General features: G+C 74.0%; 28 protein-coding genes. 20 read left to right on the top strand and 8 right to left on the bottom strand.

The features are described from left to right. Nucleotides 1-221: 221 nt before the first annotated feature. The 3 genes from AB0J08_RS09165 (at nucleotide 222) to ligA (ending at nucleotide 4,169) form a co-directional block, all read left to right on the top strand. Nucleotides 222-896, top strand: a complete 675-nt coding sequence (locus AB0J08_RS09165) for a ScbR family autoregulator-binding transcription factor (RefSeq protein WP_360629362.1) — start codon at nucleotides 222-224, stop codon at nucleotides 894-896. A gap of 463 nt (nucleotides 897-1,359) precedes the next feature. Beyond that, nucleotides 1,360-1,998: a ScbR family autoregulator-binding transcription factor gene (locus tag AB0J08_RS09160; RefSeq protein ID WP_360629358.1), complete on the top strand. Its 639-nt coding sequence runs from the start codon at nucleotides 1,360-1,362 to the stop codon at nucleotides 1,996-1,998. 110 nt (nucleotides 1,999-2,108) lie between these two features. Next, nucleotides 2,109-4,169 carry an NAD-dependent DNA ligase LigA gene (ligA, locus tag AB0J08_RS09155; RefSeq protein WP_360629355.1) on the top strand — a complete coding sequence of 687 codons (2,061 nt, stop codon included), beginning with the start codon at nucleotides 2,109-2,111 and terminating at the stop codon, nucleotides 4,167-4,169. 33 nt (nucleotides 4,170-4,202) lie between these two features. On the opposite strand, the gene AB0J08_RS09150 is transcribed toward ligA, so the two are convergent. After that, complete coding sequence (locus tag AB0J08_RS09150; protein WP_360629352.1) at nucleotides 4,203-4,868, bottom strand: HAD family hydrolase; 666 nt, start codon at nucleotides 4,866-4,868, stop codon at nucleotides 4,203-4,205. 259 nt (nucleotides 4,869-5,127) lie between these two features. On the opposite strand from AB0J08_RS09150, the gene AB0J08_RS09145 reads away from it, so the two are divergent. The 6 genes from AB0J08_RS09145 (at nucleotide 5,128) to AB0J08_RS09120 (ending at nucleotide 10,003) form a co-directional block, all read left to right on the top strand. Then, entirely contained in the window at nucleotides 5,128-5,919 is a 792-nt protein-coding gene (locus AB0J08_RS09145) for a putative protein N(5)-glutamine methyltransferase (RefSeq protein ID WP_360629349.1), read from the top strand. A 157-nt stretch (nucleotides 5,920-6,076) separates the two neighbouring features. Next, a complete protein-coding gene (locus AB0J08_RS09140) occupies nucleotides 6,077-6,892 on the top strand; it encodes a GNAT family N-acetyltransferase (RefSeq protein ID WP_360629346.1) in 816 nt (271 codons plus the stop codon). A gap of 171 nt (nucleotides 6,893-7,063) precedes the next feature. Continuing rightward, nucleotides 7,064-7,381, top strand: coding sequence for a hypothetical protein (locus AB0J08_RS09135; protein ID WP_360629343.1), 318 nt, complete (start codon nucleotides 7,064-7,066; stop codon nucleotides 7,379-7,381). After that, complete coding sequence (locus AB0J08_RS09130; RefSeq protein ID WP_360629340.1) at nucleotides 7,315-8,646, top strand: MFS transporter; 1,332 nt, start codon at nucleotides 7,315-7,317, stop codon at nucleotides 8,644-8,646. Before AB0J08_RS09135 ends, AB0J08_RS09130 begins: the two co-directional genes overlap by 67 nt. A 209-nt stretch (nucleotides 8,647-8,855) precedes the next feature. Then, entirely contained in the window at nucleotides 8,856-9,485 is a 630-nt protein-coding gene (locus tag AB0J08_RS09125) for an anthrone oxygenase family protein (protein ID WP_360629337.1), read from the top strand. A 161-nt stretch (nucleotides 9,486-9,646) separates the two neighbouring features. Then, the gene (locus tag AB0J08_RS09120; RefSeq protein ID WP_360629333.1) at nucleotides 9,647-10,003 is read left to right on the top strand and encodes a hypothetical protein; all 357 of its coding nucleotides are present in this window, start codon (nucleotides 9,647-9,649) and stop codon (nucleotides 10,001-10,003) included. A 32-nt stretch (nucleotides 10,004-10,035) separates the two neighbouring features. Here the strand turns inward: AB0J08_RS09120 and AB0J08_RS09115 are convergent, their stop codons facing one another. Further along, nucleotides 10,036-10,521, bottom strand: a complete 486-nt coding sequence (locus AB0J08_RS09115) for an anthrone oxygenase family protein (protein ID WP_360629330.1) — start codon at nucleotides 10,519-10,521, stop codon at nucleotides 10,036-10,038. Nucleotides 10,522-10,672: 151 nt separating this feature from the next. On the opposite strand from AB0J08_RS09115, the gene AB0J08_RS09110 reads away from it, so the two are divergent. Beyond that, complete coding sequence (locus AB0J08_RS09110) at nucleotides 10,673-11,722, top strand: AraC family transcriptional regulator (RefSeq protein ID WP_360629327.1); 1,050 nt, start codon at nucleotides 10,673-10,675, stop codon at nucleotides 11,720-11,722. A 60-nt stretch (nucleotides 11,723-11,782) separates the two neighbouring features. Here the strand turns inward: AB0J08_RS09110 and AB0J08_RS09105 are convergent, their stop codons facing one another. Further along, nucleotides 11,783-12,103 carry a cupin domain-containing protein gene (locus AB0J08_RS09105; protein WP_360629323.1) on the bottom strand — a complete coding sequence of 107 codons (321 nt, stop codon included), beginning with the start codon at nucleotides 12,101-12,103 and terminating at the stop codon, nucleotides 11,783-11,785. 149 nt (nucleotides 12,104-12,252) lie between these two features. Here AB0J08_RS09105 and AB0J08_RS09100 point away from each other — a divergent pair, with 149 nt between their 5' ends. Continuing rightward, nucleotides 12,253-12,552 carry a YciI family protein gene (locus AB0J08_RS09100; protein ID WP_360629320.1) on the top strand — a complete coding sequence of 100 codons (300 nt, stop codon included), beginning with the start codon at nucleotides 12,253-12,255 and terminating at the stop codon, nucleotides 12,550-12,552. A 208-nt stretch (nucleotides 12,553-12,760) separates the two neighbouring features. Further along, nucleotides 12,761-14,230 (top strand): glutamate synthase subunit beta, encoded by a 1,470-nt coding sequence (locus AB0J08_RS09095; protein ID WP_360629495.1) that lies wholly within the window; start codon nucleotides 12,761-12,763, stop codon nucleotides 14,228-14,230. Between the two features lie 36 nt (nucleotides 14,231-14,266). Here the strand turns inward: AB0J08_RS09095 and AB0J08_RS09090 are convergent, their stop codons facing one another. Beyond that, nucleotides 14,267-15,274 carry an NADP-dependent oxidoreductase gene (locus tag AB0J08_RS09090; RefSeq protein WP_360629317.1) on the bottom strand — a complete coding sequence of 336 codons (1,008 nt, stop codon included), beginning with the start codon at nucleotides 15,272-15,274 and terminating at the stop codon, nucleotides 14,267-14,269. Between the two features lie 362 nt (nucleotides 15,275-15,636). Between AB0J08_RS09090 and AB0J08_RS09085 the strand changes: the two genes are divergently transcribed. The 3 genes from AB0J08_RS09085 to AB0J08_RS09075 all read left to right on the top strand — a co-directional run bounded on the left by AB0J08_RS09085 (nucleotide 15,637) and on the right by AB0J08_RS09075 (nucleotide 18,815). After that, nucleotides 15,637-16,950, top strand: coding sequence for a DUF3533 domain-containing protein (locus AB0J08_RS09085; protein WP_360629314.1), 1,314 nt, complete (start codon nucleotides 15,637-15,639; stop codon nucleotides 16,948-16,950). Nucleotides 16,951-17,218: 268 nt separating this feature from the next. Next, nucleotides 17,219-17,875, top strand: a complete 657-nt coding sequence (locus tag AB0J08_RS09080; RefSeq protein ID WP_360629311.1) for a GPP34 family phosphoprotein — start codon at nucleotides 17,219-17,221, stop codon at nucleotides 17,873-17,875. Nucleotides 17,876-18,182: 307 nt separating this feature from the next. Next, nucleotides 18,183-18,815 (top strand): NAD(P)H-dependent oxidoreductase, encoded by a 633-nt coding sequence (locus AB0J08_RS09075; RefSeq protein WP_360629308.1) that lies wholly within the window; start codon nucleotides 18,183-18,185, stop codon nucleotides 18,813-18,815. A gap of 192 nt (nucleotides 18,816-19,007) precedes the next feature. On the opposite strand, the gene AB0J08_RS09070 is transcribed toward AB0J08_RS09075, so the two are convergent. Then, nucleotides 19,008-19,673, bottom strand: coding sequence for a hypothetical protein (locus AB0J08_RS09070; RefSeq protein ID WP_360629305.1), 666 nt, complete (start codon nucleotides 19,671-19,673; stop codon nucleotides 19,008-19,010). Nucleotides 19,674-19,880: 207 nt separating this feature from the next. Beyond that, entirely contained in the window at nucleotides 19,881-20,990 is a 1,110-nt protein-coding gene (locus AB0J08_RS09065; protein ID WP_360629302.1) for an aminoglycoside phosphotransferase family protein, read from the bottom strand. A 146-nt stretch (nucleotides 20,991-21,136) separates the two neighbouring features. Here AB0J08_RS09065 and AB0J08_RS09060 point away from each other — a divergent pair, with 146 nt between their 5' ends. Beyond that, nucleotides 21,137-21,811, top strand: a complete 675-nt coding sequence (locus tag AB0J08_RS09060; RefSeq protein ID WP_360629298.1) for a hypothetical protein — start codon at nucleotides 21,137-21,139, stop codon at nucleotides 21,809-21,811. Nucleotides 21,812-21,822: 11 nt separating this feature from the next. On the opposite strand, the gene AB0J08_RS09055 is transcribed toward AB0J08_RS09060, so the two are convergent. After that, nucleotides 21,823-21,972: a hypothetical protein gene (locus AB0J08_RS09055; RefSeq protein ID WP_360629295.1), complete on the bottom strand. Its 150-nt coding sequence runs from the start codon at nucleotides 21,970-21,972 to the stop codon at nucleotides 21,823-21,825. Nucleotides 21,973-22,053: 81 nt separating this feature from the next. Between AB0J08_RS09055 and AB0J08_RS09050 the strand changes: the two genes are divergently transcribed. After that, nucleotides 22,054-23,046 (top strand): DUF5937 family protein, encoded by a 993-nt coding sequence (locus AB0J08_RS09050; RefSeq protein ID WP_360629292.1) that lies wholly within the window; start codon nucleotides 22,054-22,056, stop codon nucleotides 23,044-23,046. Nucleotides 23,047-23,070: 24 nt separating this feature from the next. Here AB0J08_RS09050 and AB0J08_RS09045 read toward each other — a convergent pair whose 3' ends face one another. Continuing rightward, nucleotides 23,071-23,706, bottom strand: coding sequence for a DUF1345 domain-containing protein (locus AB0J08_RS09045; protein WP_360629289.1), 636 nt, complete (start codon nucleotides 23,704-23,706; stop codon nucleotides 23,071-23,073). Between the two features lie 371 nt (nucleotides 23,707-24,077). Here AB0J08_RS09045 and AB0J08_RS09040 point away from each other — a divergent pair, with 371 nt between their 5' ends. From AB0J08_RS09040 to AB0J08_RS09030, 3 genes are all read left to right on the top strand, one after another. After that, nucleotides 24,078-24,935: a hypothetical protein gene (locus AB0J08_RS09040; protein WP_360629286.1), complete on the top strand. Its 858-nt coding sequence runs from the start codon at nucleotides 24,078-24,080 to the stop codon at nucleotides 24,933-24,935. A 73-nt stretch (nucleotides 24,936-25,008) separates the two neighbouring features. Next, nucleotides 25,009-25,491 (top strand): hypothetical protein, encoded by a 483-nt coding sequence (locus AB0J08_RS09035; protein WP_360629283.1) that lies wholly within the window; start codon nucleotides 25,009-25,011, stop codon nucleotides 25,489-25,491. A gap of 64 nt (nucleotides 25,492-25,555) precedes the next feature. Further along, nucleotides 25,556-26,107, top strand: a complete 552-nt coding sequence (locus tag AB0J08_RS09030) for a GNAT family N-acetyltransferase (RefSeq protein ID WP_360629280.1) — start codon at nucleotides 25,556-25,558, stop codon at nucleotides 26,105-26,107. Nucleotides 26,108-26,150 lie beyond the last annotated feature (43 nt).

The raw sequence follows: 26,150 nt of genomic DNA, 5'->3' as shown, positions 1-26,150 counted from the left end.
TCGAAGCCCGTCGACCGCGTCCGTCCGGGGGCCGCCGCCCGGACCGCCAGGTCCGCACGATATACCGCATGGTCGGTTTCCCGAATCCCCGTCCGATCGTCACGCCACCAAAAACAGCAGGTTCGGTATGCTAATCAGCGCCGGTTAAGATACGGGCTGTCTGGTTTTGTTCAAATCGGTGCGGTGGGCGGGGTGGTCGTGTGGTGCGGCAGGAGCGGGCGGTGCGGACGCGCCGGCTGATTCTGGAGGCGGCGGCATCGGTCTTCGACGAGTGCGGGTACGAAGCGGCGACGATCGGTGAGGTGGTGGCCCGCGCCGGCGTCACCCGCGGGGCGGTCTACTTCCACTTCGCATCCAAGCGGGACCTCGCGCTGGGCGTGGTGGAGGAGCAGTTCGCCCATGACGTCGTGCCCGAACGGGCCTGCAGGCTACAGGAGTTCGTGGACACGGGCATGGTGGTGGCGCATCTGATGCCGCGTGACACCCTGCTGAGTGCGGGCGCTCGGCTGTCGTTGGGCCAGGACGGCGTCGGGGATCTGGGCGGCGGGGCCGTCCCCGGGTGGATCGCCCGGTTCGAGACGCTGCTGACGGCGGCGGGGGAGCGGGGTGAACTGCTGCCGCACGTCGTGCCGGCCGACACCGCCTGGTTGGTGACGGCGGCCTGGTCGGGCGTGCAGATCCAGTCGCAGAAGCTGTCCGACCGGACGGACCTGGAGCGGCGGATCGCCGACCTCTTCCAGCACGTGCTGCCGAGCGTGGCCGTGCCGGGCGTGCTGGCCTCACTGGAACTGGACGCCGACCGGGGTGCGCGGGTGGTCGCCGAGGTGGCCGCGGCCCGCGCCGCCGCGGACCGGGCCGGGGGTGCCCCCGCCCCGGCCGGGCCGGTCGCTCGCTGACGACCCCGCCCGGCCGTCGGTCCCGCTGCGGAGCATCGTCACCGGGCCGGAACCATACAGCGCGTCCGGTTTGAGAGAGAACAAACCGCTCGTCCCGTTTCTCGTGGTCCGGCGGTGCGCTCGGGTGCCCGCACGGGACACCGCCTGGCCGGACGCCCCCGGTGCGGCCGGGCTGCGCACCCGCCGGGATCGGCCACCCGGCAAACCAATGTGCCAAGGATGCGTCGGTAGATCACCGGAGGGGTTACCCGGTGACCATCAGTCACGGCATCGTCGACGCGCGGGAGTTCGACCGACCGGCGGGGACCGTCCGTGGGGCCGTGGGGGAACGCGATCGTCCCTCCGGCGGCGCGGCAGCGGCCCCGGCGCCGACGCCGGTGGCTCCCGCGGAGCGGGTGACGAACGGCGGAGCTCGCCGTGAAAGTCCTGGCGTGGTGCGGGCGTGAGGGTGGAGGGCCGGTTGGTGCAGGAGAGATCGGAGCGGACGCGCGGACGTCTGGTCGCGGCAGGGGCGGAGCTGTTCGACCGGTCCGGCTACGCGGGCGCGACGCTGGCGGACATCGCCGCGGCGGCAGGGGTGACGAAGGGCGCGCTGTACTTCCACTTCAGCTCGAAGGAGGAGCTGGCGCGGGCGGTCGTGGAGCACGCCGAGCGGGGACTGCGGACGGCCTGCCGCGCGCTGCGCGCGGAGACCTCGTCGGTACAGGCGCTGATCGACGCGGGGTACTGGCTGGTGACGGTGCTGGAGTCGGACCCGGTGGTCCGGGCGGCGTTCCGGCTGGGCCGTGAGGACGGTGCCTGGCAGGGCGAGCGCGGGCCGGTCGCCGGGGTCCGCGGCTTTCAGGGGGTCTGGGCGGGCGCCGTCCGGGAGCTGCTGGCGGATGCGCGCAAGGCGGGAGAGCTGCGCGAGCACTCGGGCGGGGTGGGCCCGGAGTCCCTGCTGGTGGCCGCCGCGTGCGGACTGGAGGTGCTGGGCGGTGCGGCGCGCGACCGGGCGGAGCTGGCCGGCCGGCTGCAGGCGCTCTGGGACTGGTTGCTGCCCTGCCTCGTGCCCCCGGCGGCGGTCGAGTCCTATCGCACCGCGGCGCCGCCGACCGGCTGAGCGCGGACCCGGCGGGGGCGGCCCGCCCGGTCCGGGCTCCGCCCGGGCCCGCTCCGGAGGCGGCCCGCGGCCCCCGGTCGAATGTCAGTGCCGAGAGCCATGATGGCGGTATGAAGGACGCAGCCACCATGGCCTCTCCCGCTGCCCTGGCGTCTCCGGACGCCTACGCCGACGCCGTCTCCACGGCCGTACGGGCCGCCGCCGCGTACTACGCCGACGGCGCCACCCCGCTCGGCGACGACGAGTACGACGCCCTGGTGCGCGCCATCGAGGCGTACGAGCGCGAGCACCCGCAGGAGGTGCTCCCGGACTCCCCGACCGGCAAGGTGGCCGGCGGCGCGGTGGTCGGGGACGTCCCGCACTCGGTGCCGATGCTCTCGCTCGACAACGTCTTCTCCGCCGAGGAACTGGCGGCCTGGGCGGAGGGCCTGGAGCGGCGCCTGGGCCGGCCGGTGGCCGGCTGGTGCGTCGAGCCGAAGCTGGACGGCCTGGCGATCGCCGCCCGGTACCGGGCCGGCCGCCTCACCCGGGTGCTGACCCGCGGTGACGGCCTCGCCGGCGAGGACATCACCCATGCCGCCGACGCGGTGCTCGGCCTGCCCGCCCGGCTCGCCGAACCGCTGGACATCGAGTTGCGCGGCGAAGTCCTGCTCACCCAGGAGCAGTTCGACCACGCCAACGCGGTCCGCACCGAGCACGGCGCCACCCCGTTCGCGCACCCCCGCAGCGGCGCCGCCGGCACGCTGCGGGCCAAGGACCGCGCGTACCGCGTCGAGCTCACCTTCTTCGCCTACGGTGCCATCGGCCTGCCCGGCCTCGGACACGGCGACCTGCTGGACCGCCTCGCCGGCCTCGGCGCCAACACCGCGGCCGCCACCGCGGCCCACCCGCAGCGCTGCGCCACGATCGCCGAGGTCGGGCAGCGCGTCGACGAGATCGCGGCCCTGCGCGCGGCTCTGCCGTTCGGCATCGACGGCGTCGTCGTCAAGGCGGACTCCGCCGCCGACCAGAAGCAGGCCGGCTCCGGCTCGCGCGCCCCGCGCTGGGCGGTGGCCCGCAAGCTGCAGGCCCAGCACAAGGTCACCCGGCTGCTCGGGGTGGAGTGGAACGTCGGCCGGACGGGCATCATCGCGCCCCGCGCCGTCCTGGAGCCGGTGGTCATCGACGGAGTCACCGTCACCTACGCCACCCTGCACAACCCGGCCGACATCGAGCGCCGGGGCCTGATGATCGGGGACCAGGTCTTCGTCTACCGCGCGGGCGACGTCATCCCGCGTGTCGAGGCCCCACTGGTGGACCAGCGCACCGGCGCCGAGCAGTCGATCGCCTTCCCCGAGGCGTGCCCGCGCTGCGGTGACGCGATCGACACCTCCGAGCAGCGCTGGCGCTGTGTGCGCGGCCGCGCCTGCCAGGCCGTCGCCTCGATCGTCTACGCGGCCGGGCGGGACCAGCTGGACGTCGAGGGCCTCGGCGGCACCCGTGCCGTCCAACTCGTAGAGGCCGGGCTGGTCGGGGACCTCGCCGACCTCTTCACGCTCACCAAGGAGCAGCTCCTCACCATGGAGCGGATGGGGGACACCAGCGCGGACAACCTGCTCGCCGCCATCGAGACCGCCCGCACCCAGCCGCTGAACCGGGTGTTCTGTGCGCTCGGGATCCGCGGCACCGGGCGCACGATGTCGCGCCGGATCGCCGCGCACTTCGGCAGTATGGCCGCGATCCGGGCCGCCGACGCCGAGGCGCTGGCCGGGGTGGACGGCATCGGCGCCGAGAAGGCCACCGTCATCGTCGCCGAACTCGCCGAGGTGGCAACCCTGTTGGACCGGCTGGCGGCCCTGGGGGTCGGCACCGCCGTCACCGCGCCGACCGCGCCCGCCGCCGGGGCCGGGTCGCCGGCCGCGAGCGGTGCGGCGGCCGGCGGCCCGCTGGCCGGCGAGAGCGTCGTCGTCACCGGGGCCATGACCGGCCCGCTGGCCGAGCTCTCCCGCAACGCGGTGAACGAGCTGATCGAGCGGGCCGGCGGCAAGGCCTCCTCCTCGGTCTCCAAGCGGACCACCCTGCTGGTCGCCGGCGAGAAGGCCGGCTCCAAGCGGGCCAAGGCCGAGGAGCTCGGCATCCGGATCCTCACCCCGGAGGAGTTCGCCGCCCTGGTGGCGGACCTCCTCGCCTGAGGGGAGGCCCCCCGAGGGCCGGCCGGTCGGGACTCACCCCCGCAGGGGGCCACCCGAGTGCGCGCCGTCGAGGAGCGGGGCGAGCGCCCGGCGCAGATCGGCGGGCTCGCGGTAGAGCAGCCCGGTCATCCCGAGCCGGGCGGCCGCCTCGACGTTCTCCGGACGGTCGTCGACGAAGAGGCAGCGGCCGGGCGTGGTCCGGGCCCGCTCCGCCGCGACCTCGTAGATCCGCCGGTCCGGCTTGGCCGCACCGACCTGAGCGCTGTTGACCACGTCCTCGGCGAGGTCGGCGAGCCCGAGCGCGGCCAGGTCCTCCTCCAGCCACACGGTGGCGTTGGAGACGAGCACGACGCGGCAGCGTACCCGGGCCCGGCGGAGCAGGTCGACGACGGCGGCGTCCGCGCGGGCCGGCACGTGCGTGAAGGCGGCGGCCAGCTCCCGCGCCGGTTCCGCCGGCAGGCCGGCCGCGGCGAGGTCGCGGGCGATCGCCCCGGCCCACTCGCTCCGGGTGAGCCCGCCGAGGATCAGCGTCGTTCCGGCGTCGCCGGCGAACGCCACTTCGGCGGTCCGGCCCTGCGGCAGTCCGGCGGCGTGTTCGAGGCGGGTCACCTCCCGGTGGTCGAAGAAGCGGAGCACGCCGTCGATGTCGCACAGCACGGCGTCGAAGGGCGGTTCGCCCGGCACGGTCGAGGTTGTCATCGCACCTGGATACCACCGGTGGCGGGCCCGCCGCCGGTGCTTTCCGTATCGCAGGGTGCGGTAGGGTGGCGGCGCCGAATAGGACCAAGATCTCGGGAGGTGAGACCCATTACCGGTACGACCGAGCGGGTGCTCCCCCTGAACGGCTGTGAAGGCGTGGCGCCGAGCGCGTAGTGGCGCTCGGCCGGTACGGCGACGGTCCCTCTAGGGGAGCCCCGGCGGATTGATCTTTCGCCTGCTTTCTTTGATGGGGTTCCAGTTGTCTGTTTTCTCTTCCGCGTTGCTGCGTTCCTCGGTGACCGCCCGCCTGCGGGCGGCCGGATGCGTGTTCGCCGAGGACGAGGCGCGCATCCTGCTCGACGCCGCCGCCACCCCCGCGGAACTCGCGGCGATGGTGCGGTCCCGGGCGCAGGGTCACCCGCTGGAGCACGTGGTCGGCTGGGCGGAGTTCGGGGGCCTGCGGATCTCCGTGGACGCCGGTGTCTTCGTGCCCCGGCGCCGCAGCGAATTCCTGGTCGAGACGGCGCTCGGCCTGACGCCCGCGCACGCCCTGGTGGTCGACCTCTGCTGCGGCAGCGGCGCCCTGGCCGCCGCCCTCGCGGCGGCGGCCGCCCACCCGGTGGAGGTGTACGCGGCGGATGTCGATGCGGCGGCCGTCCGGTGCGCGCGCCGCAATCTGGCTGCCGCCGGCGGCCGGGTGTTCGAGGGCGATCTGTTCGAGCCGCTGCCCGTCGCGCTGCGCGGTCGGGTCGACGTCCTGCTGGCGAACGTGCCCTACGTGCCGACCGCCGACATCGCCCTGCTGCCCGCCGAGGCCCGCGTGCACGAGGCGCGTCCGGCCCTGGACGGCGGCGCCGACGGGCTGGACGTGCTGCGCAGGGTCGCGGGGGAGGCGCCGCGGTGGCTGGCCCCGGGCGGGGCGTTGTTCTTCGAGACCAGTGAGCGCCAGGTGCCCGAGGCCCTCGCCGTCGTGGGCGCGGCCGGGCTGCACGGCGCACTCTCCTCGTGCGACGACCGCGACGCGACCGTGGTGACCGCGACGCGCCGCTGACCGCGTCGGCCGCTGCCGGCCGGCCGCGAACCGCGGGTGGGTGGCCGGGGTGCCCGGGACATGTCCCCGAGTACCCCGGTCCGGCCGCGGGTCCGCAGCCCGCAGGCCCCCGGAATTCCGGTTGCCCCGCTGGTCCCGGGGGTGATGGAGTGCCCGCATGAAAACGGATCATGAAGAGTTGCTGGCGCTCCTCGACTCCCGGATGCGCCGCGACGCCGCGTCCGAGACCCCCGCCGCCCGCATCGAGCGCACCCCGGCCGTCGTGCGTCAGAGCGGCCCCGACAGCGTCTGGAACGGCATCCTCTGGTCGGGTCTCGACGCCGACGACGCCGACGACGTGATCGCCGAGCAGGTCCGCCACTACGCCGCTCTCGGCCAGGACTTCGAGTGGACCTTGTACGGTCACGACCGCCCGGCCGACCTCGGCGACCGCCTGACCGCCGCGGGCTTCACCCCGGAGGAGCCGGAGACCCTCATGGTCGCCGACCTCGCCGACCTCACCCGCCGGATGGCCGGTACGGGCGAGCCGGCGGGTATCGAGCTGCGCGAGGTCACCGACGAGGCGGGCGTCGCCCAGGTCGTCGCCGTGCACGAGGAGGCCTTCGGCACCGACGGCACCCGGCTGGGCCGCCGCATCCTCGCTCAGCTCGCCGCGAGCCCGGACACCTTCAAGGTCCACCTCGCCGTCGCCCACCACGAGGGCCGGGAGATCCCGGTGAGCGCGGCGCGGATGGAGCTGCACCCCGGGACCGGCTTCGCGGGGCTCTGGGGCGGCGGCACCCTGGCTGCCTGGCGCGGTCGCGGCGTGTACCGCGCCCTGGTCGCGCACCGCGCCCGGATCGCCGCCGGTCTCGGCTACGAGTACCTCCGGGTCGACGCCTCCGACCAGAGCCGCCCGATCCTGGAACGCCTGGGCTTCGCCGTCCTGACCACCATGACGCCCTACCAGTACGAGCACCGCTCGGCATCCTGACCCGCTCGGCGCGCGGCCCGGGCCGACGGCGTCGCGGTCGGATCCCCCGGGTCCACGGTTCGGGCGGCCGTCCGGGTGATGGGCGGCGTGTGGCGACGGGACCGGTGCCGGTGCGCCCGGATAGTGGGCTGGTCCGTTCGGCACGGGGCCGGGCGACGGAGGGAGCGGACCATGACCGCAACGCCCGGGACGCCGAACGGGGGGTACTCCCCGCGGCGGTGGACCGCGATGACCGGCATGTGTGTCGCGGCCGGCATGGTCTGGTTGTCCTTCGCGGACTTCGGAGTCGCGGTCCCGACGATCTCCGACGAGCTGTCGGTCTCGCTGCCCGCCCTGCAGTGGGCCAACAACGCCTTCAGCCTCTCCACCGGCGCCCTGGTGCTCGCGGCCGGGAAGCTGGGGGACGTGTTCGGCGCAAGCGCATGCTGGAGCTCGGCCTGGTGCTCCTGGGTACGGTCTCGTTGCTGGCGGCGTTCACGCCGGGGGTGACCGGGATGATCGTCGGACGGGCCGCGATGGGTGTCGGCGCGGCACTGATCCTGCCCGCCACGCTGGCGCTGATCCCGCCGATGTTCCCGGCGGAGGAGCAGCCGCGGGCGTTCGGAGCCTGGATGGCGGTGGCCTGGGTCGGCCAGGCCGCCGGGCCGGCCGTCGGCGGGGTGCTGACGGGCCTGGCCGGCTGGCGGTCGACCTTCTGGATCAACGCCCCGCTGGCCGTGGTCGCCTGGTGGCTGGTGCGCCGGTCGGCCGTGGAGTCCACCGACCCGAACGCCACCCGGCACATCGACCTCGCCGGCCTGGTCATCAGCGCCGGGGCCGCGTTCTGCCTGCTCTACGGGTGCACGGCCGGCCAGGAGGACGGCTTCACCGACCCGGTGATCATCGGCCTGCTGGTCGGGTCGGTCGTCCTGGCGGTGCTGTTCGTCCTGGTGGAGCGGCGGGTCAGGGATCCGCTGCTCGACCTGCGGCTGTTCGCCTCGCGGCCGTTCGACGGGGCGCTCGCGGCGAACTCCGTGATGAACATCGTCTTCGCCGGGGTCAGCTTCCTGCTCACGCTCTACCTCCAGGAGGTCCGCGGCTACGGCCCGGTCGCGGCCGGGCTGTTGTTGCTGCCCTCCACGGTGACCATTCTGCTGTTCAACCCTTTCGGCGGGCGGGGGGCGGCCCGGCGCGGAGCGCGGCTCCCGGTGGCCGTCGGCCTGTTCCTGCTGGGCATCGGCACCCTGGTGACGGCGGTGCTCGGCGACTCCTACCACTACGCGGTCCTGGCCGCCGGGCTGCTGGTGCTCGGCGCCGGCCTCGGGTTGATGTCCGTGCCGCTGTCCGACACCGCGGTGGCCGGGCCGCCGGAGGAACTGGCCGGGACGGCCTCCGGGATGTTCAAGGTCACCAGCATGCTGGGCGGCGCCTTCGGTGTCGCCGTGATGGTGGCGGTCCAGCAGGCGGTGGAGACCAACCAGGCGATCAGTCGGGCGCGGGCGGCCGGGCTGTCGGAGGCCGACGCCCAGGAACTGGGCAACGCGGTCACGGACTCCAAGCTCGCCGACCAGATCCTCGCCTCGGTCGACCAGGCGACGGTGGACGCGATCAACGCCGCCTTCCGCGACGTCCAGGCGGTCGGCACCGGCCGCGCGATCGGCCTGGCCGGGCTGCTCGCGGTCGTGGCGGCGCTGGCCCTGCCGTTGGTGTGGCGGCAGCGGGCGGGGCGGCGGGAGCCCTCGGCGACGCGGGAGGAACGGGCGGAGCACCGGTAGCGGACAGGTGGCTCGTCGCCCGAGGAGCCTCGAAGGCGCGTTGGACGCGGGTCGGAGGCGGGTTGGACGCGCGGACATGGAGCTGAGCTCGACGACGATGGTCCACAGGGTCGCGGCGGACTTGACTGGGTGCCCTCACAGATGACGCGCGGGGCACCGGAATCACCCAGCAGACGCGGCCGCCCCGCACGCCCGCCGAAGGAGTACCGATGCGTCACGACCGGACCACCCTCACCTCCCCCGCTGCCGCACCCGCACCCGCCCCCGGCACCGCTCCCGTCCCCGCCCCCGGCACCGTCGGCGACCGAGGGAGCCGGGCCGCCGGGCCGCTCCTGGCCGTCGGCACCGTGGCGACGGGTCTGATGGCCGGGCTCTTCTTCGCCTTCGACGTGGCCGTCATGCCGGGCCTGGCCGACAGCGACGACCGGACCTACGTCACCGCGATGCAGCACATCAACAAGGCGATCGAGAACGCCGCCTTCGGGCTCGTCTTCGTCGGCGCGCTCGTGGCCACCGGCCTCGCGGCGTTCCTCCAGTACCGGGCCGGGCGGCGCGCCACCGCGATCTGGGCCGCCGCCGCGACCGCGCTCTACCTCGGTGCACTGGTCGTCACCGCGACCGTCAACCTGCCGCTCAACAGCGAGCTCGCGCGGGCCGGCGATCCCTCGCGGATCCAGGACCTCGCGGCCGTGCGGGCCGCGTTCGAGAGCAGCTGGGCGACCGGCAACCTGGTGCGCACCCTGCTCTGTACGGCGGGGCTGGCCGCGCTGGTCCGCGCTCTGCTCCTGCACGGCCGCGCCGCGTCGCGGACGGTCTCCGCCGGATTCCGGGACGCCTGAACCGGCACGGCAGCGGCCCGTTCGGCGTGCGCCCTCTGCGCCCCTTGTGCTGTCGCCCAAGTCCGTTGTTATGCAGGTGACTTGGCCGCGACCGACGGTTCCGGGATCATGGCGGGAACGGCAGGCGTTCAGCGAGCACCGGGGAAGAGGCGACAGCCACCGTGAGTCCCGTACTGCGACCGTTCCGTGTCGAGGGGAAGGCCATCCAGCTCGCCAAGTACCTTGCGGAGGAGGAGATCGGCGATCTCGTGGGCTGCTCGTGCATCGGCAACGACGTCACCATCGATCTGTCCGACACCCACTTCCTGATCAGCCTGGTCGACTTGGGCGGCGGACTGCGGCTCAACTTCCACATGGCCCACGACGGGCCGGCCCGGGCCCGTTCCTGGAGCCGCCGGCTGCCGGCGGAGGCCGGCCCGCGCGACATCGCCCGGCGCATCGCGCTGGACGTGGCCACGCTGGACCGCGAGATCGCCCCGCTGCGCAACAAGCCACCGTTGCCCCCGTCCGCGCGCTGATCGCGGTCGGGGGCAACGGCGTCGGCCCGGGCTCAGCCGGTCGCGTCGCCGTGCAGCACCAGTGCCCAGCAGAGGCAGCCGAGCGCGGCGGTGCAGAGCAGTGCCCGCGCGACGTTCCAGCGCACCCAGGGCGCCTCGAACCGCCCGCGCACCGCGGCGGGTTCCGGGATCCGCCCGGGCTCCCCGGCGGCGGCCAGGGCGTCGTTCAGTGGAATGTTGATCTTCCGGGTGACCACCAGCGCCGCCGTGTAGCAGACCAGCGCCGCGACCGCGGCCGGCAGCACCGGGTGCCCGTCGGACGGCAGGTGCAGGGCCACCGCCACCGCGGTGCAGAGCAGTGCCCCGACGAACCCGAGGAGGAACCAGCCGTTGAGGATGGCCACATTGATGCGCTGCATCACCTCGATGAACGTCCGGTCCTCCGTCCCGCGCAGCCCCGGCATCACCGAGCAGGCGTAGGCGTAGAACAGGCCCGCGCTCAGTCCGGTGGTGATCGTGGCGGCCACAAGTGCGATCACGCGTGCCAGTTCCATCGGGCTCATACCTCTTTCCGTCCAACGGCGTTGCCGCGCCAGCCAGCCAGCAGGTCGGGCATCGCCTGGTCCGTCCGCTCACGACTCTCTCAAATGACGCGGTGTCAATCCATGTCCACGCGTCTACTCTTGCCCCATGGACACTCTCACGGGGCTGCTGGACGGGCCGAAGGCGCGCGGCGCGTTCCTGCTGCGTTCGATCCTCAGCCCGCCGTGGTCCCTGCGGATCGAGGACGGCGCTCCGCTGGCGGTGGTCACCCCGATCCGGGGCGACGCCTGGATCCTGCCCGACGGCGGCACACCCGTCCGGCTGAGCCCCGGCGACGTCGCCGTCCTGCGCGGCCCGGATCCCTACACCGTGGCCGACACCCCCGGCACCCCGGTCCAGGTGGTGATCGGTCCGGGCCAGCTCTGCTCGCGCGACGGCGTCGACGTGGCCGCCTCGATGTCCCTCGGCCTCCGTACCTGGGGCGAGGTCCGACCCGGCGACGAGAGTTCCGCCGTACTGCTCTCCGGCACCTACCAGGCCGAACACGAGATCGGCCGGCGGCTGTTGGCCCATCTGCCCGCTCTGCTGGTCCGCTCTGCCGGGCGGGGCGCCGCCGCCACCGAGGACACCCTGGTCCAGCTGCTGGCCGCCGAGATGTCCCGTGAGGAGACAGGCCAGGAACTGGTCCTGGACCGCCTGCTGGACCTCCTGGTCGTCGGGGTGCTGCGCAGCTGGCTCGCGGCCCCGGACAGCAGTGCCCCCGCCTGGTACCGGGCCCAGCACGACCGGGTGGTCGGCCCGGCCCTACGCCTGCTTCACGACGACCCGGCCCGTGCCTGGACGGTGGCCGCGCTGGCCGCGGAGGTCGGCATCTCCCGCGCGGGTCTGGCCCGCCGGTTCACCGCGCTGGTCGGCGAGCCGCCGATGGCCTACCTCGCAACCTGGCGGCTGGCGTTGGCCGCCGACCTGTTCCGGGATCCCGAGTACACCGTCGCCTCGGTGGCCCGCCGGGTCGGGTACAGCAACGCCTTCGCGCTCAGCACCGCCTTCAAGAGGGTTCGCGGGCTCACCCCACAGGAGCACCGGCGGCTGGCCGGCGGCGGCGGGCGCCGGCTCGCAGGACCGATCGCCGACCCGCTGTCCGCGGGGGAGACCGGCGAGCCCGTCACGGCGGAGGGCCGGCGCGGCCGGCGCTGACGGACAACTGAGAGACCCCGCCGAAGACTTCGGCCGCTCCCGGGCTGCCCGGCCACCAGGTCAGGCGGGTGCGGCGGCCTCCTCGTCCACCTCCACGATCACCAGCGTGCCGCGGCTGCCCGCCGCCACGGCGTGCGGGACACCGGCCGCCACCACGTACAGCTCACCGGGACCGAGCGGGACGGCGGCGCCGGCGACCAGCAGGTCCAGCCGGCCGTCGAGGACGAGCAGCGCCTCGGCGTGCTCGTGCCGCTCCTCCTCCAGCGGCAGTCCGTCCATCCGCAGCACCTTGACGGCGGCCGTGCCCACCCGGCCCAGGACGCGCGAGCGCCAGGCCTGCGGCAGTACGGCGGCGGTTGCGGGGACGTCGAACCGGCTCATGGCACACCTCTTCCGGCGCGGCCTGACCGCGCCCGTGATCGATGGGGACGTCCGCACGCTATCGGCGGAGCGGGGCCCGTTGGTCGACCGTTCGGCAAAATCTCCGGGCAGCTGACGGCCCGTCGACGGCTCGGGCTAGCCTGGGCCTCATGTTCGTTCTCGAGTTGACCTACATCGCGCCCCTGGACCGCATCGACGCCGTGCTCCCGCGGCACGTGGAATGGCTGAAGGAGCACTACGAGGCCGGGACGTTCCTCGCCTCGGGCCGCAAGGTGCCCCGGAACGGCGGCGTGATCATCGCCGCGGGCACGGACCGGGCGGTCGTCGAGGAGATCGTCCGGACCGACCCGTTCAGCGAGGCCGGCCTGGTCGAGTACACCGTCACCGAGTTCCTCGCCACCACCACCGCGCCGGTGCTGGACGCCTACCGCCAGGAACTGCCGGCCTGACCGGGCGCCCGCCCGGCCCGGGGGAGGAGACCGGCGGACTGGGCCCGATCGTGCCGGAGCGCGCCCCGGCCACTGTCGCCGGGCGGTTCGCAGGCGTACGGTGGCCACACGGTGATGCGCAACCGGTGGCGCGTCCGTCGGGGCGCGGTACGGCGGTGCCACCGCCCCGCGTTGGCACGCCCCGCCGGAGACCGCGATGGCTGACCCCCTGGCCGACCGCATGGCCTTCTTCACCACGCCCCGGCACCCCCGCGAGCGCCGGGACCCGCAGGAGCGGCTGGGGGACCGCCGCGAGGTCTACCGGGAGGGCGCGCTGCTGCCGGTGATCAGTGCGCAGGCCGCCCGCTGCATGGACTGCGGGCTGCCCTTCTGCCATCACGCCTGCCCCCTGGGCAACCTCGTCCCGGACTGGAACACGCTGGTCGCCCGGGACGACTGGCGGGCCGCCGCCGCGCGGCTGCTGGCCACCAACAACTTCCCCGAGTTCACCGGCCGGCTCTGCCCCGCCCCGTGCGAGAGCGCCTGCGTCCTGGCGATCGACGCCGAGGCCGTGACGATCAAGAACGTGGAGCTGGCGATCGCCGACCGGGCCTGGGAGAGCGGCTTCGACGCGCCGCAGCCGCCCGAGCGGCTGACCGGCCTGCGGGTGGCGGTCGTCGGCTCCGGTCCGGCCGGGCTCGCCGCCGCCCAGCAGCTCACCCGGGCCGGCCACACCACGACGGTCTACGAGCGCGCCGACCGGATCGGCGGGCTGCTGCGGTACGGCATACCGCCGTTCCGGCTGGAGAAGCACCGCCTGGACCGGCGGATCGAGCAGATGCGGACCGAGGGCACCGTCTTCCGCACCGGGATCGCGGTCGGCCGCGACCTGCCCGCCGACGACCTGCGGGCGCGCAGCGACGCGCTGGTGGTCGCCGTCGGCGCCACGCGCTGCCGGGAGCTCCGGGTGCCCGGCCGCCGGCTGGCCGGCGTGCACCAGGCCATCAGCTACCTGACCCTCGCCAACCGGGTCGACGAGGGCGATCGCGACGTCTCGCCGCTGTCCGCCGAGGGCCGCCACGTGGTGATCGTCGGAGGCGGCGACACCGCCGCCGACTGCCTGGGCACGGCCCTGCGCCAGCGGGCGGCGGCCGTCACCCAGTTCGACATCAACCCCCGCCCGCCCGGGCGCCGCGCGGCCGACCAGCCCTGGCCGGTCCACCCCAAGGTCTACCGGGTGACGACCTCGCACGAGGAGGCCGGCGGCACGGCCGCCGAGCCCAGGGTGTTCGCGGCGACCACGGTGGGGTTCGAGGCGGGCGCGGACGGACGGCTGGCGGCCGTCCGCTTCGCCGAGGCGCGCCGCGGCGACCGCCGGCCCCGGCCCGGTACCGAGCGCACCCTCCCGGCGGACCTGGCCCTGTTGGCCCTGGGCTTCTCCGGCCCCGGTCACAACGGCGCGCTGATCGGGCAGCTGGGCCTCACCGTCGGCCCGCGGGGCAACCTCGCCCGCGACGAGGAGTTCGCCGGCGGGGCGGACGGCGTGTTCGTCGCGGGCGACGCCGGGCGCGGTCAGTCGCTCATCGTCTGGGCGATCGCCGAGGGCCGGGCGGTGGCCGCCGCCGTCGACCGCCACCTGCGCGGCCGCACCGAGCTGCCCACCCCGGTCGCGCCGTCCGACGGCCCGCTCACCGTCTGAGCGCGGTCGGGGCGGGCTGGCTCGGGGGTCGGGCGGTCAGACGAGTTCGAGCACCAGCTTGCCGGTGTTCTCGCCCCGGAAGAGCATCTGCAGGGTCTGCGGGAAGTCGTCCACCGTGCCCCGGACCACGTGCTCCAGCACCTTGATCCGCCCTTCGGCGATCCAGCCGCCGATCTCCCGGGCGGCCTCCTTGAAGCGCGGCGCGTAGTCGAACACCACGAAGCCCTCCATCCGGGCACGGCGCACCAGCAGCGACAGGTAGTTGGCCGGGCCCTGGACGGCCGTGGTGTTGTACTGGCTGATGGCGCCGCAGACGACCACCCGGGCGTGCATCGCCAGGCAGGCCAGGGCGGCGTCCAGGATCTCCCCGCCGACGTTGTCGAAGTACACGTCGATGCCGTCCGGGGCCTGGGTGCGCAGCGCCTTCTTGACGTTCTCGGCCCGGTAGTCGATCGCGGCGTCGAAGCCGAGTTCACCCGTGAGCAGCGCGCACTTCTCGGCCCCGCCGGCGATGCCGATCACCCGGCACCCCTTCGCCTTGGCGATCTGGCCGACCAGGCTGCCCACGGCGCCCGCGGCGCCGGAGACCACCACGGTCTCGCCCTCCTTGAGCGCCCCGACGTCCAGCAGGCCGAAGTACGCCGTCATGCCCGGGCTTCCGAGCGCGCCGAGGAAGGTGGACGGCGGGGCGACGGCGGGGTCGATCCGCAGCACGCCCTTCCCGTCGGAGACCACGTGCTCCTGGACGCCGAAGAAGCCGACGACCAGGTCGCCGATGGTGAAGTCGGGGTGGTTGGACTCGGTGATCTCGACGACCGACCCGGCTCGCATCACCTCGCCGAGCCCGACCGGCGGCAGGTAGGAGGGGCGGTCGTCGAGCCACCCGCGCATCGCCGGGTCCAGTGAGAGGAAGCGGGTGCGGCCGGCGAACAAGCCCTCGCCGGGAGCCACGGCCGGCTCGGTGACGTGCTCCCAGTCCTCCGGGCTGACCTCGCCCACCGGCCGGCGGGCGAGGCGGATCTGACGGTTCTCGGCGGACAACATGGCGGACTCCCGGTGGCTGGACTGCGGTGCGGTTGACCTTCCGCGACGAGCAAGAGTCTAAGCAAGCGCTTAGTCAGCGCGCTAGGGCGGGGGTCGCCGGTCCCGCGGCCCGGGCGCGGGTCGAAACCGGTACGAGGCGCGGAGAACGGCCCGGAGCACGGTGTTCCGGGCCGCTTTCCTCGGCGGAGCCCCCACCGGACATCGACGACGGCGGCGGCCGACCACGAGACGCGGCGGGGCCGCCCGGACGCTGCCGACCGGGTCGGGCTGCGGGCTGTTCGGGCGAGGCGCGCCGGGCGGAGGAAGGACGGCGGCTACGTTCTGGCGGGAGTGGACGACCGAACGACGCGCACGGGAGAGCCATGACTTCGAATCCGCCGCCGAGCGGGGTGCGGGCCTGGCAGGTGCTTCGCAACCCCAAGGTCTGGATGGTCCCGACGATCATCGTCGGGACGGTGGCGTTCCTGCTGTCACTGCTCTACCTGGGCGGCATCATCAACCCGCGGGCGGACCTCCACCGGTTGCCGATCGGTCTGGTCAACGAGGACCAGGGGGCCGTCGTGGCGGGTCAGCAGCAGAACCTAGGGGCGCAGATCACGGCGGGTATCGCCGCCGCGCCTGACCCGCAGGGCCAGGTCTCCTGGCGGCTGCTCGACCAGGCCGCCGCCGACGACCAGTTGGCCTCGGGGAAGCTCGCGGGAGCGTTGGAGGTCCCGGCGGGTTTCACCGCCGCCGTGGCGGCGCTGGGCTCGCCAGCGCAGCCGATGCCGCCGCGGCCGACGATGGCGGTGCTGACCAACCCCGGGGTGGGCAGCCTGGCGTCCTCGTTGGCCTCCTCGGTCTCCCAGGCGGCCGCGCAGCAGGCCTCCGCCCAACTCGGCAAGTCCCTCACGGCCCAGGCGCAGGCCCAGGCGCAGGCCCAGCCGTCGGCGGCGGGCGGCGCGGCGACCAATGCGGCGGCGCTGCAACTCGCCGACCCGGTGGACGTCGAGGTCCGCGTCGGTCACCCGATCGGCCCGCACAGCGGGTTGGGCCTGACGGCGTTCTACTACACGCTGCTGCTCGTGCTCGCCGGCTTCCTCGGTGCGAACGTGATCAGCAACGGGGTCGACGTGGCACTCGGCTACGCGGCGAGCGAGCTGGGGCCGCTGCGGACCCAGCACCCGCTGGTGCGGATCAGCCGGACCCAGACGCTGGCCGTCACCTCCGTGATGTCGGTCGCCCTCGCGGTGCTGACCTCCAGTCTGGTGATGCTGGCGACCGTGGTGGTCCTCGGAATGGACGCCTCGCACCTGCCGCTGCTCTGGGTCTTCTCGGTCTGCGCCAGCGCGGCGGTGGGGCTCGGGGCGCAGGCGCTGATCGCCGCGTTCGGCGGGATCGGGCAGCTGATCAGCATGTTCGTCTTCATCGCGCTGTCGCTGCCGTCCTCCGGGGCGACCATCCCGCTCCAGGCGCTGCCGACGTTCTACCGGGGGCTGGCGGTGTTCGAGCCGATGCGCCAGCTCAGTGACGGCGTACGGGCGATCCTCTACTTCGACGCGCAGGCCGACGCCGGGCTGACCCGGGCCTGGGTGATGATCGCGATCGGCACGGTCGCGGCCCTGGCCTTCGGCTTCGGGATGACCACCTACTACGACCGCAAGGGCCTGCACCGGTTCCACCCCGAGGTGAGCTGACCCCGGTGACCGGCCGTCCCGCTGACCGGTACCGGCCTGACGCCCTGTCACGCGCCGGGTCGTCGACCGGAGGTCCGGCCCCGGAGGACGAGCACGTCCCGGTCCGCAGGGGTCTGGGCGCACCGGCGGTCGGCGGGGCTCGTGCGGGTGCGGCATCCGGCAGGTGCCGCCCGCGCCGCTCCCGGTACGCCGCAGGGGGAGGCCGGCGGGGTCGACGCCGTCCTGCGGGCGGATGGTGGCCGGGGCGGCGCGCCGTATCGTCGGAGGTATGAGCCGACCGCTGCATCTGGCCGCCTACCTGCTGGCCTTCGACACCCGGGCCCAGACCCTCCAGGACCGCACCCGGGCCGGCTTCCTGCTGCGCGCCGCCGCGCTGGCCGAGCTCGCCCACCGCGGTGACCTCGTCGAGGACGACGCGGGCCGGGTGCGGGTGGCACCGGCGGCCGGTCCCGACGGGGATCCGGTGCTCGACGCCGTGCTGGCCGAGGTGGCGGCCCGGCGGCGCGGCTGGAAGTCGTGGATCAAGCGGGGCCGCGAGGAGACGCTGGACGCCGTCGAACAGCGGCTGGCGGTCCTCGGCGTGCTGACGGTCCAGGACCGTGACCCCTACGGCCCCGTGGTGCCGCGCCGGCCGGTGGCGATGCCCGATCCCCGGGAGGCGCTGGACCAGCAGGTGCGGGTGGCGCAGGTGGTCCGCGGGGACGGCCCGGTGGACCAGGTGGCGTTCGCGGACGCGGCGCTGGGGGCGCTGGCCGCGCACGGGCAGCTCCGGTTGGTGCTGTCGCGCGGGGAACGGCGGGCGCACGCCGAGCGGATCGCGGCGCTCACCGCCCGGCTGGCGGAGCCGGCGCCCGGGCTGGCCCGGGCGGTCGACGGGCTGGGGACGACGATGGTCGCCGCGCAGGGCGGGATGGGCGGCGGCTGAGCGCCGGCGCACCGGAGGCCGACGCCGGTCCGGGGCGGTCGGGCGCCCGGGCGGCCGGTTCGGGGCCGGTTCGTCGACGCAGCGAGTGGGCCGGAGTTGCGCACCGCTTGCTTTGACGTCGGCGTCAATGTCTACCGTCGTCATCGCGTACCGGCGCCGAGCGGGCGGCGGGAACGCGTCCGGGGGCCTGGCCGAGCGGCCAGGACCACCCGTGGTCCAACGGCACCGGCGACCGCGTCGCACCACGGACGTGGCCGGCCGGTGGTGAAGCATTGATCCGCCCCTGATAGCACCCGAGGTCGCATACATGCCTTCCCTGCTGCACATCGACGCGAGCATCCGCCACGACGGCTCGGTGTCCCGTGAGCTGTCCGCCTACTTCGCCACGCAGTGGCGCGAGAACCACCCCGACGGCGGCTACGTCTACCGGGACCTGGGCGCCGAGCCCGTCCCGCACATCACGCACGCCGTCCGCGAGGCCCTGCTCGACCCGAGCGGCGAGCACGGCGAGACCCCGGAGGAGCGGGCGCTCAGCGAGGCGGTCACCGCCGAGGTGCGCGAGGCGACCACGCTGATCATCGGTGCCCCGATGTACAACTACACGATCCCGTCCACGCTCAAGGCGTGGGTGGACCGTCTCGTCACCCCGGCCCACATGGTGGCGCCGGGCGGCGACCCGGGCCTGCTCAGCGGCAAGTCCGTCGTGGTGGTCACCGCCCGGGGCGGTTCCTACGCGCCCGGCACCCCCCGTGAGGGCTGGGACTACCAGGAGCCGTACCTGCGCGCCGTCCTGGGCGCGATCGGCCTGGCGGACGACCTGACCTTCGTGCACGCCGAGCTGACCCTGGCGGCGATCGTGCCGCAGATGGCCGCGCTCAAGCCGCTGGCGGAGAAGTCCCGGGACAGCGCCTTCGAGACGCTCAAGACGCTGGCCGTCTGACGGTCCGTCCTGCCGTATCCGCAGTACCGAGGTACCGAAGCATCGTCGTTCGGTAGTTCCGCAGTCCCACCGGTGGGCTCGGGGCCGCATCCGGGTGGTTCTCGGATGCGGCCCCGTTCGCGTCGGTCGGTGGGCCGGCCCGCCGGCTCGCCGGTCCCTCGGGACGCCCGGGGGAGCCGGGGGCAGCCGGTGTCAGCCGCGCCCGCCGGGCCGGGTGATCCCCGCGCGTTCGGCGACGTCCAGCGCCGGCTTCAGCAGCAGCGGGCGGCGGTCCGCGTGCTCGGGACCGGCCGCGGCCAGGAGGTCGGCCACCACCGCGGCGTCCACCGTGCTCGCCTCGGCGTGCCGGACGAACCGGGCGAGGGCATCGGCGAACGCCGCCTCGTCGGCGGGCTGAACGGCGGCGAGCGCGGCCGCCTCGTCGACGAACTCCTCCTCCGAGCCCAGCCACCCGGCAGCCATCGCCAGCCCGTCGTCCTGCACGGATTCGGGGTAGGGGATGCGCTGCCAGGCGCCGCCCTGCGACCAGTAGACGAAGCCGAAGAGGTTGCCCTCGGCGTCCTCACGCAGGGTTTCCCAGGGCAGCCACTGCGGAGCCCCGGCGAGAAAGTCGATCTGTCGGCCGTCGACGTGGGTCTCGCTGCCGTCGGAGTCCTGGCCGCAGAAGACGACGCCCTCCTCGCACCGCGTGACGCGCCACCAGTAGGAGCCGCCCGTCGCGTCGCACCACACCCCGTGCTCGTCCAGCCAGTAGCCCTCGGGGTTGCCGTGGGCGGCTTCCAGGAGGGCGAAGGCGACAGCTCTCGCCCACACCCGGTCGCCGTGGTCGAGGTCCTCGGGCCGGCTCGGCCTGTGCATGGTGCTGCTCCCGTTCGATAGGTCGGGCACAGCCTGGCACACCCCGGTGACAGCCGGTCGGCCACCCCGGGACGGGCTCCCCCCCCGGGGGGGGAGCTTCGGGGCGGACGTGTCGTCAGCGGACGACCGGGTCGCCGCCGCGATGGAGCCGGACGGACACCGAACGGTCGTGGTCACCGAGAGAAATCGACGGGTGCCCACCGACTCTCAGGGCGCCGCCGCCACCAAGCACGCTCCCATGCCAGCCACTACCAGCGGCAAGCAGCCCACCAGCCGTGACTGGCACTTCGGTTGGCGAGCGTGAGCTTCGTGGTGGGCGGGCGGGGCGGGCGTGGCGCGTCTGGTCCGCGTTGGTGTGGTCATGCGGCACAGTGCTGCCGCAGTGCGTCCAGATGGGTGGCCAGGTACTCGCGGCTCCACGCGTAGTGCTCCGGATTGGAGGTCCGGAAGCCGCGGGGCTCGCTCTCGATGACCAGGATGAGGCCCAAGTAGACACGGTAGAGCGCGAGCCGGTGGGCTAGGCCCGGGGCGAACTCCAGCTCGCCGCCCGCCTCCCGGTAGCCCGCCCGCGGCTCCGCCGAACTCCAGGGATACCAGCTCGGCCGCCGGGTCGCCGAAGAACGCCCTTTCGTGGTCGATCAGTCCAGTGATTCGTGTGCCGTCGTGGAAGACGTTGCCGGGCCACAGGTCGAAGTGGACGAGGCGTGACACGGCCACCTCCGCCAGCCGCTCCTGAGAGGCGTCCACCAGGGCTGTGAATTCCTTGGCCGGCGTGCCGAGTTCGGCTCCGAAGCGTTCGGCGTCCGTCAGCAGGGCGGCCGTCATCAGGCTGAAGGCGGCGGGCCAGTCATCCGCCTGAAGGGCGGACTCGGGTGCGGGGTAGCCGAAGCGCCCGTCCGGGGACGGGATCGCGTTGATCAGGGCCGTCAGCTGCCCCAGCTCGCGGCGCAGCAGATCGGGTCGGTGCGGTTCCGTCTGGTCCCAGGGGCTGCCGTCGAGCCAGGAGAGCACCAGGTGGTCCACGCCGGCATGCAGCAGCCGAGGTGTCGGCACCCTGGCCCCGGTCGGGCTGTTGAGCTGTCGGTAGACGGCGGCCTCGGTGCCGAGGATGCCGCGCTCGTAGCGGAGCACTGGCAGGTCCGCGGGTGGGGCGATCTTGACCAGTACGGTCCGGCCGTCGAAGAGCCGGGCGCGGTAAGCGGTGTTGAACATCCCGCCGGTCAACTCCCGCTCCAGCCGACCGCCCTGGCCCAGCGAGCGGTGTAGCAGCGCGTCCAGTGCGGGAGCGTCCAGACGCCGCTTGCTCAGGCTCTCCACGTCGCACACCTTAACAACCGGCGGGCGCCCAACACAGACTGACTTCAGCTTGTCGGGGTGAGGGTGTGCTGTTCTGCTGACGTGGAGTTGTTGCTTCTGGAAGGCGGCGGGGTGTGAGGTACGCAGATGGGGGCGGGTTGACGGCGATGGCACGTCAGCGTCGTGAGAGTGTGCGGGTGGAGGCGGCCGGGCTGTTCGCCGCCGACGGGGCCGCGCGGCGCGGTACGGTGCTCAGATCTTCATCCCAGGGAGTCTCCATGCGTCCGCTGTTACGCCGTCTGGCCGTCGTTCTTTCCGTGATCCCCCTTGCTGCGTGCAGCGACGGCTCGCCCGCCAGCGGTCCGGTGTCATCCGCGAGTACGCCTCCGGTCGCCAGCACACCGCCCTCTGTCAATGCCCCGCCGCTCTCCGCGGATGACCAGGTCAAGCTCGTCGCGTGGTTCGAGGAGGGTCGTCATAAGCAGGGAATGGGCGCCCTTGGTCGCGACCTCGACAGGTTCAAGCGCAGCTTGGCCATTGACTCTGTCACGTCTGCCGACTTCAGGAACGTCAATTCGGCCTGCGGAGACCTTGGCCATGATCTCAATATCATCAAGGACTTCGAGCCCATTCCCGACCCGCCCACCCAGGCACTGTGGTCCTCGGCGCTCATGAACCTGCGGCAGGGCGTGACCGACTGCCTCACCGGTTCCACCGCCAACGATGCCGCTCAGGTCACCAAGGCCAAGGCCGCCCTCATGAAGGGTGAGACCGACTACTCGGCTGTCGTGGCCCGGCTGGGCGGGGCACTCGGCGTCGCCCCCACCCCCACATCCAGCTGAAGCCCCTCCCTCTACTGTTCGGGGCGCTTGGAGTCGATGTGCCCGGCGTCCAGGTCCTCCCGGCAGCGCCGCTCGGGCTCGCCCTCGGCCTCGTCGCGGTGGGCGGGGGTGTTCCACTCGTGGACCACCTGGATCGGGTTGGTGTCGCGAGTCTCTCGCATCGAATGCGAGAGCGACCTGCTCCGGTCGGGCCATGAATTAAGCTCGGGCCGAATCCAACGGTGGCCGGAGGGTGGCAACGCATGCAGTCGGGACTGAGCTTCTCCACGGCGGATCTGGCACAGACGCGCTTCGCGGTCTCCCCGATGTGGGAGGTCGTCACCAGCTTCCGACTGCTCGCGCAGGACGAGGAGCCACCGCTGCACCGGCGCTGGGCCGAGCAGGTCCGGCCCCGGCTGGCGCACGCGGGACTGGACCGTGGCTGGCTGGCCGAACTCGTCCCCGCCGGCGGCTATCTCGCGGACTTCCTCAACCCGACCCCCGCCACCCCGTTCCCCTCCCTCGCCACCGAGCTGGAGGCGATCCGGCGGACCTCGCCCGAGCGGCTTCGGACCGAGCTCGGAATGCTGGCCGCCGAGCGCGACCGGGGCCCCTCGCCGCGGTTCAGGGTCCTGGCGGAGGCTCCGGAGGAGGCGCTGGAGAAGGTCGTCGCGGAGATCGAGGCCTACTGGGAGCTCGCCCTCGCGCCCTACTGGGACAGGATCCGGCGGCTCCTGGAAGCCGATGTGTTCCACCGGGCCCGTCAGGTGGCGGAGCACGGTTCGGCCCACGTCCTCAACGAACTGCACGACTCCGTACGGTGGGACGACGGCACGCTGCGGCTGGTCCGCCGCCACTGCGCGCTGACCCGTGACCAGGCCGGCTCGGGGCTCCTCCTGGTGCCCTCCGCGTTCGCCTGGCCGCGCGTGCTGACCCGCTCGGTGGCGCCGGACCCGCCTCAGCTCGCCTACCCGGCCCGTGGGATCGGCAACCTCTGGGAGCCGCGCGCCACCACCTCCCCGGACGCGGTGGCCGCCGTCCTGGGCCGGTCCCGCACGATGCTGCTGACCGAACTCGACACGCCCTCGTCGACCACCCGGCTCGCCCGGCACTCCGGCCTGTCTGCGGCCGGCGTCTCCCAGCACCTCACGGCCCTGCGCAACGCGGGTCTGGTGACCGCCCACCGCAGCGGCCGCTCCGTCCTCTACGCCCGCACCGCCCTCGCGGACGCCCTGCTGGCCCCCGGCGGGCGCTGAACCCGGGGAGCGGTCCGCGACGGTTCAGCCCGTCACGAGCTGGGCGACGAAGTTGATGGTGGTGGCCAGGATGCCGGCACCGAAGACGTAGGACAGCAGGCAGTGCCGGAGCACGACCGCCCTGAGCAGGCTGCTGGACACGCTCGTGTCGGAGACCTGGTAGGTCATGCCGAGGTTGTAGCTGAAGTAGAGGAAGTCGCTGTACCGCGGCGGATCGTCGGTGTTGAAGTCGATCCCGCCCCCGGCCGGCCCGTAGTAGATGTACGCGTAGCGGGTGGCGTACATCAGGTGGAGCGCGGCCCAGGCCGTGAACACGCCGCAGAGCGCCGTCGCGGCCGCGGCCTGGCCCCGGTCCGAGTGGCCGACCAGGAGCAGCAGCACGGTGCCGACCAGCCCGCACAGCGCGGACGCGACGACGGCGAGCTCCTCGACGACCGGCCTGAACTCCTCGCGCCGGACGTTGCGGCGGGTGGTCCCGGGGTCCATGGGCCACAGGACGACCCATCCCGACACCACGAAGATCGTCTCTGCCACGGCGATGCCGGCGAGGACTCCCAACGGCCCCCCGGCCAGTACGCCGACGAGCGTTCCGGCGGCCACCCCGAGGACCGCCGAAAGGGCGAGCCGAGGGACGGCGGACAGTAGGAACCAGGGCTTCATGGGGGGCTCGCGGGCGGACGGCGGGGACGGGCGCCAGCGTATCCGGGGGCGGACCGGGGTGCAGCACGACGGTTCACGGCAGGGGCGACGGCGTCGGACGGCTGCGCGGCGGGCCGCCTGCCGGAGATGAACGCCCGGTTCGCGCGCTCGGGGACCACCGGGCGCGCGGAGTGACCAGCCGATCATGGAGCACGCCACGGTCACCCTCGGCCCGACCGGCTGAACGCCCCGGCCGGGGCCCGCGCCTCCGGGCTCCGACCGGGAGGCGGGAGCGGCCGTCGCGACGGCGAGACGGGTGCTGAACCGGACCGGGGCGATCAAGGTTATGGTTCTTGGCGGTCCGCGGACACCGGGGTACGAGGGAGAGCGCTGTGAAGTTGGTTGGTCGCACGATGACGGCGGCTGCGGCCGGGGTACTGCTGGGCGTCCTGACGGCCTGTGGCTCCGGTGGGTCCGGGGCGGCGGCCGGTGGTACCGCGGCGGCCGGCCAGGGCACGGCGACGGCTGCCACCGGTGCCGGTGCCGGTGCCAGTGCCGGTGCGAGCGCGGGCGCGGCCGACCCGACGGCCCAGGCTCCGACCGCCGGCGGGGGCGTCTCGCCCGGCGCGGCCACCGGCACCTCCCCGGCGCCCGGCGCGGTGCCGCCCGGTGGCGGGGCGGCGCCCGGCGGGGGTGGCCCGGCGGCCGGTGCGGTCCCGATGCCCGTCTGGAGCGACGCCGCGACGCCGCTCCTCGACTACAAGGCCGTCCTGCAGCTGATGCCCGACCAGGCCGCGATGACCGGTTGGGCACAGGAGAAGCGGCGGGTCGACCCCACCGACCACTCCTCGACCTGCCAGAACACCGACTCCTGCAACGGCAAGCCGCTCAGCGGCGAGGCCAAGTTCAGCTCCGGCGACGTGGTCGCACGCTTCCTCGTCGACACCCTGCCGACGAAGGCGGCCGCCCAGGACAAGCTCAAGGCGGCGTACACGGCCTACGGCGACGCCACCCGCTACCACGTCGTGGAGCTGCCCGCCATCGGCACCGAGAGCCGCGCCTGGCAGGGGGAGCCCGGTGGCCGGGACGGTTGGGGCATCGTGATGCGCGCGGGCACCGTGGTCGCCACCGTGACCACCGAGGACGGCCCGGTGGACACCGCGACGGCGCAGCGCCTCGCCGTCCTGCTGGCCAAGCGCATCGAGCAGGCCCAGGCCGGCCGGGCCGCGGACGCCGTGCTCGGCGGCTGACCGGCCCGGACCGACCGGCCCCGGTGATCCGGATCACGGGAACCGGCCGCGGCGTCGCGACGATCCCGTCCACGTGTCCATCACTTCGCCGTTCGCCTCCGGGGACGAGGACGTGCTGCTCGTCGTCGAGCTGCTGCCGTTCGTCTCGCCGTTCCTCCTGCTGCTCGTCGCGCTGGTGCTGACGGTCCGGCTGGTCCGGGCCCGCCTGCGCGGAGCACCGGCGACGGCCGGGGCCCTCGTCCTGGCCGCCGTCGGCGCCGCGTTCGCGGCCTCCTGCGCCTATGTCACCGGCAGCGTGGCGGGGCCGGGGTCCGCCTGGATCACGGACAGGAAGTGGTGCAGAGCGAACGGCTGGTTCCAGGCCGAGACCCTCGACCGGACGACGTTCCCGATGAGCGCGCACTGCGCTCCGGGCGGGGACGAACTCGTCCCGGCCTGGGTCAACCCGGTACTGGTCACCGGCAGCCTCGTCGCCGCCGTCGCACTCGCCGCCGGCCTCGCCGCACATCTGCGCGCGCGGGCCGGCCGCACCGAGTACGCGGGACGCCGGGACTGAACCGCCCGGCCGGGGAGCGCTCCCCGCTGCGGGGCCCGCCGGTGCCAGTGGGATGATCATGCGTATGACGCACATCATCAGGGCAGTGGAAGCCGACGACTGGCCGAAGATCAAGCAGCTGCGCCTGGACGCGCTGCTGGATCCGGCCGCGCCCGTCGCCTTCCACGACAGCTACGAGAAGGCCAGCGCCCAGCCGGACGACTTCTGGCAGGACCGCGCGGCCGGGGCCGCCGCAGGCGTCACCGCACGGCAGTTCGCCGCGGAGGCCGCCGACGGGCGCTGGCTCGGAACCGTATCGGTGCTGGTCGAGCGCGCCGGCACGGCAACGTTCTTCGGCGATGTCCCGGAGCAGCCGCAGACGCACCTCGTCGGCGTGTTCGTCCGGCCCGAGGCACGCGGCCACGGCGTCGCCCAGGAGCTCTTCGAGGCCGCGCTGGCCTGGTCGTGGTCGCTCGCCGAGCCGCGGATCGAGCGGGTCCGGCTCTTCGTCCACCAGGACAACGGCCGGGCGGAGGCGATGTACCGGAAGGTCGGCTTCGAGCCCACCGGCCACACGCTGCCCTCGCCCTGGGACGAGAGCGCCCGCGAGCTCGAACTGGCCGTCCGGCGCGGGTGAGGCCGTCCGGCTGAGGCCGTCCAGCTGACGTCGTCCGGCGCAG

It is taken from the genome of Kitasatospora sp. NPDC050463, assembly GCF_040655255.1.
In the GTDB taxonomy this organism is placed as follows: Bacteria; Actinomycetota; Actinomycetes; order Streptomycetales; family Streptomycetaceae; genus Kitasatospora.
The sequence above is the reverse complement of the archived record's forward strand: the minus strand, read 5'-3'. Positions and strand labels throughout refer to the sequence as shown.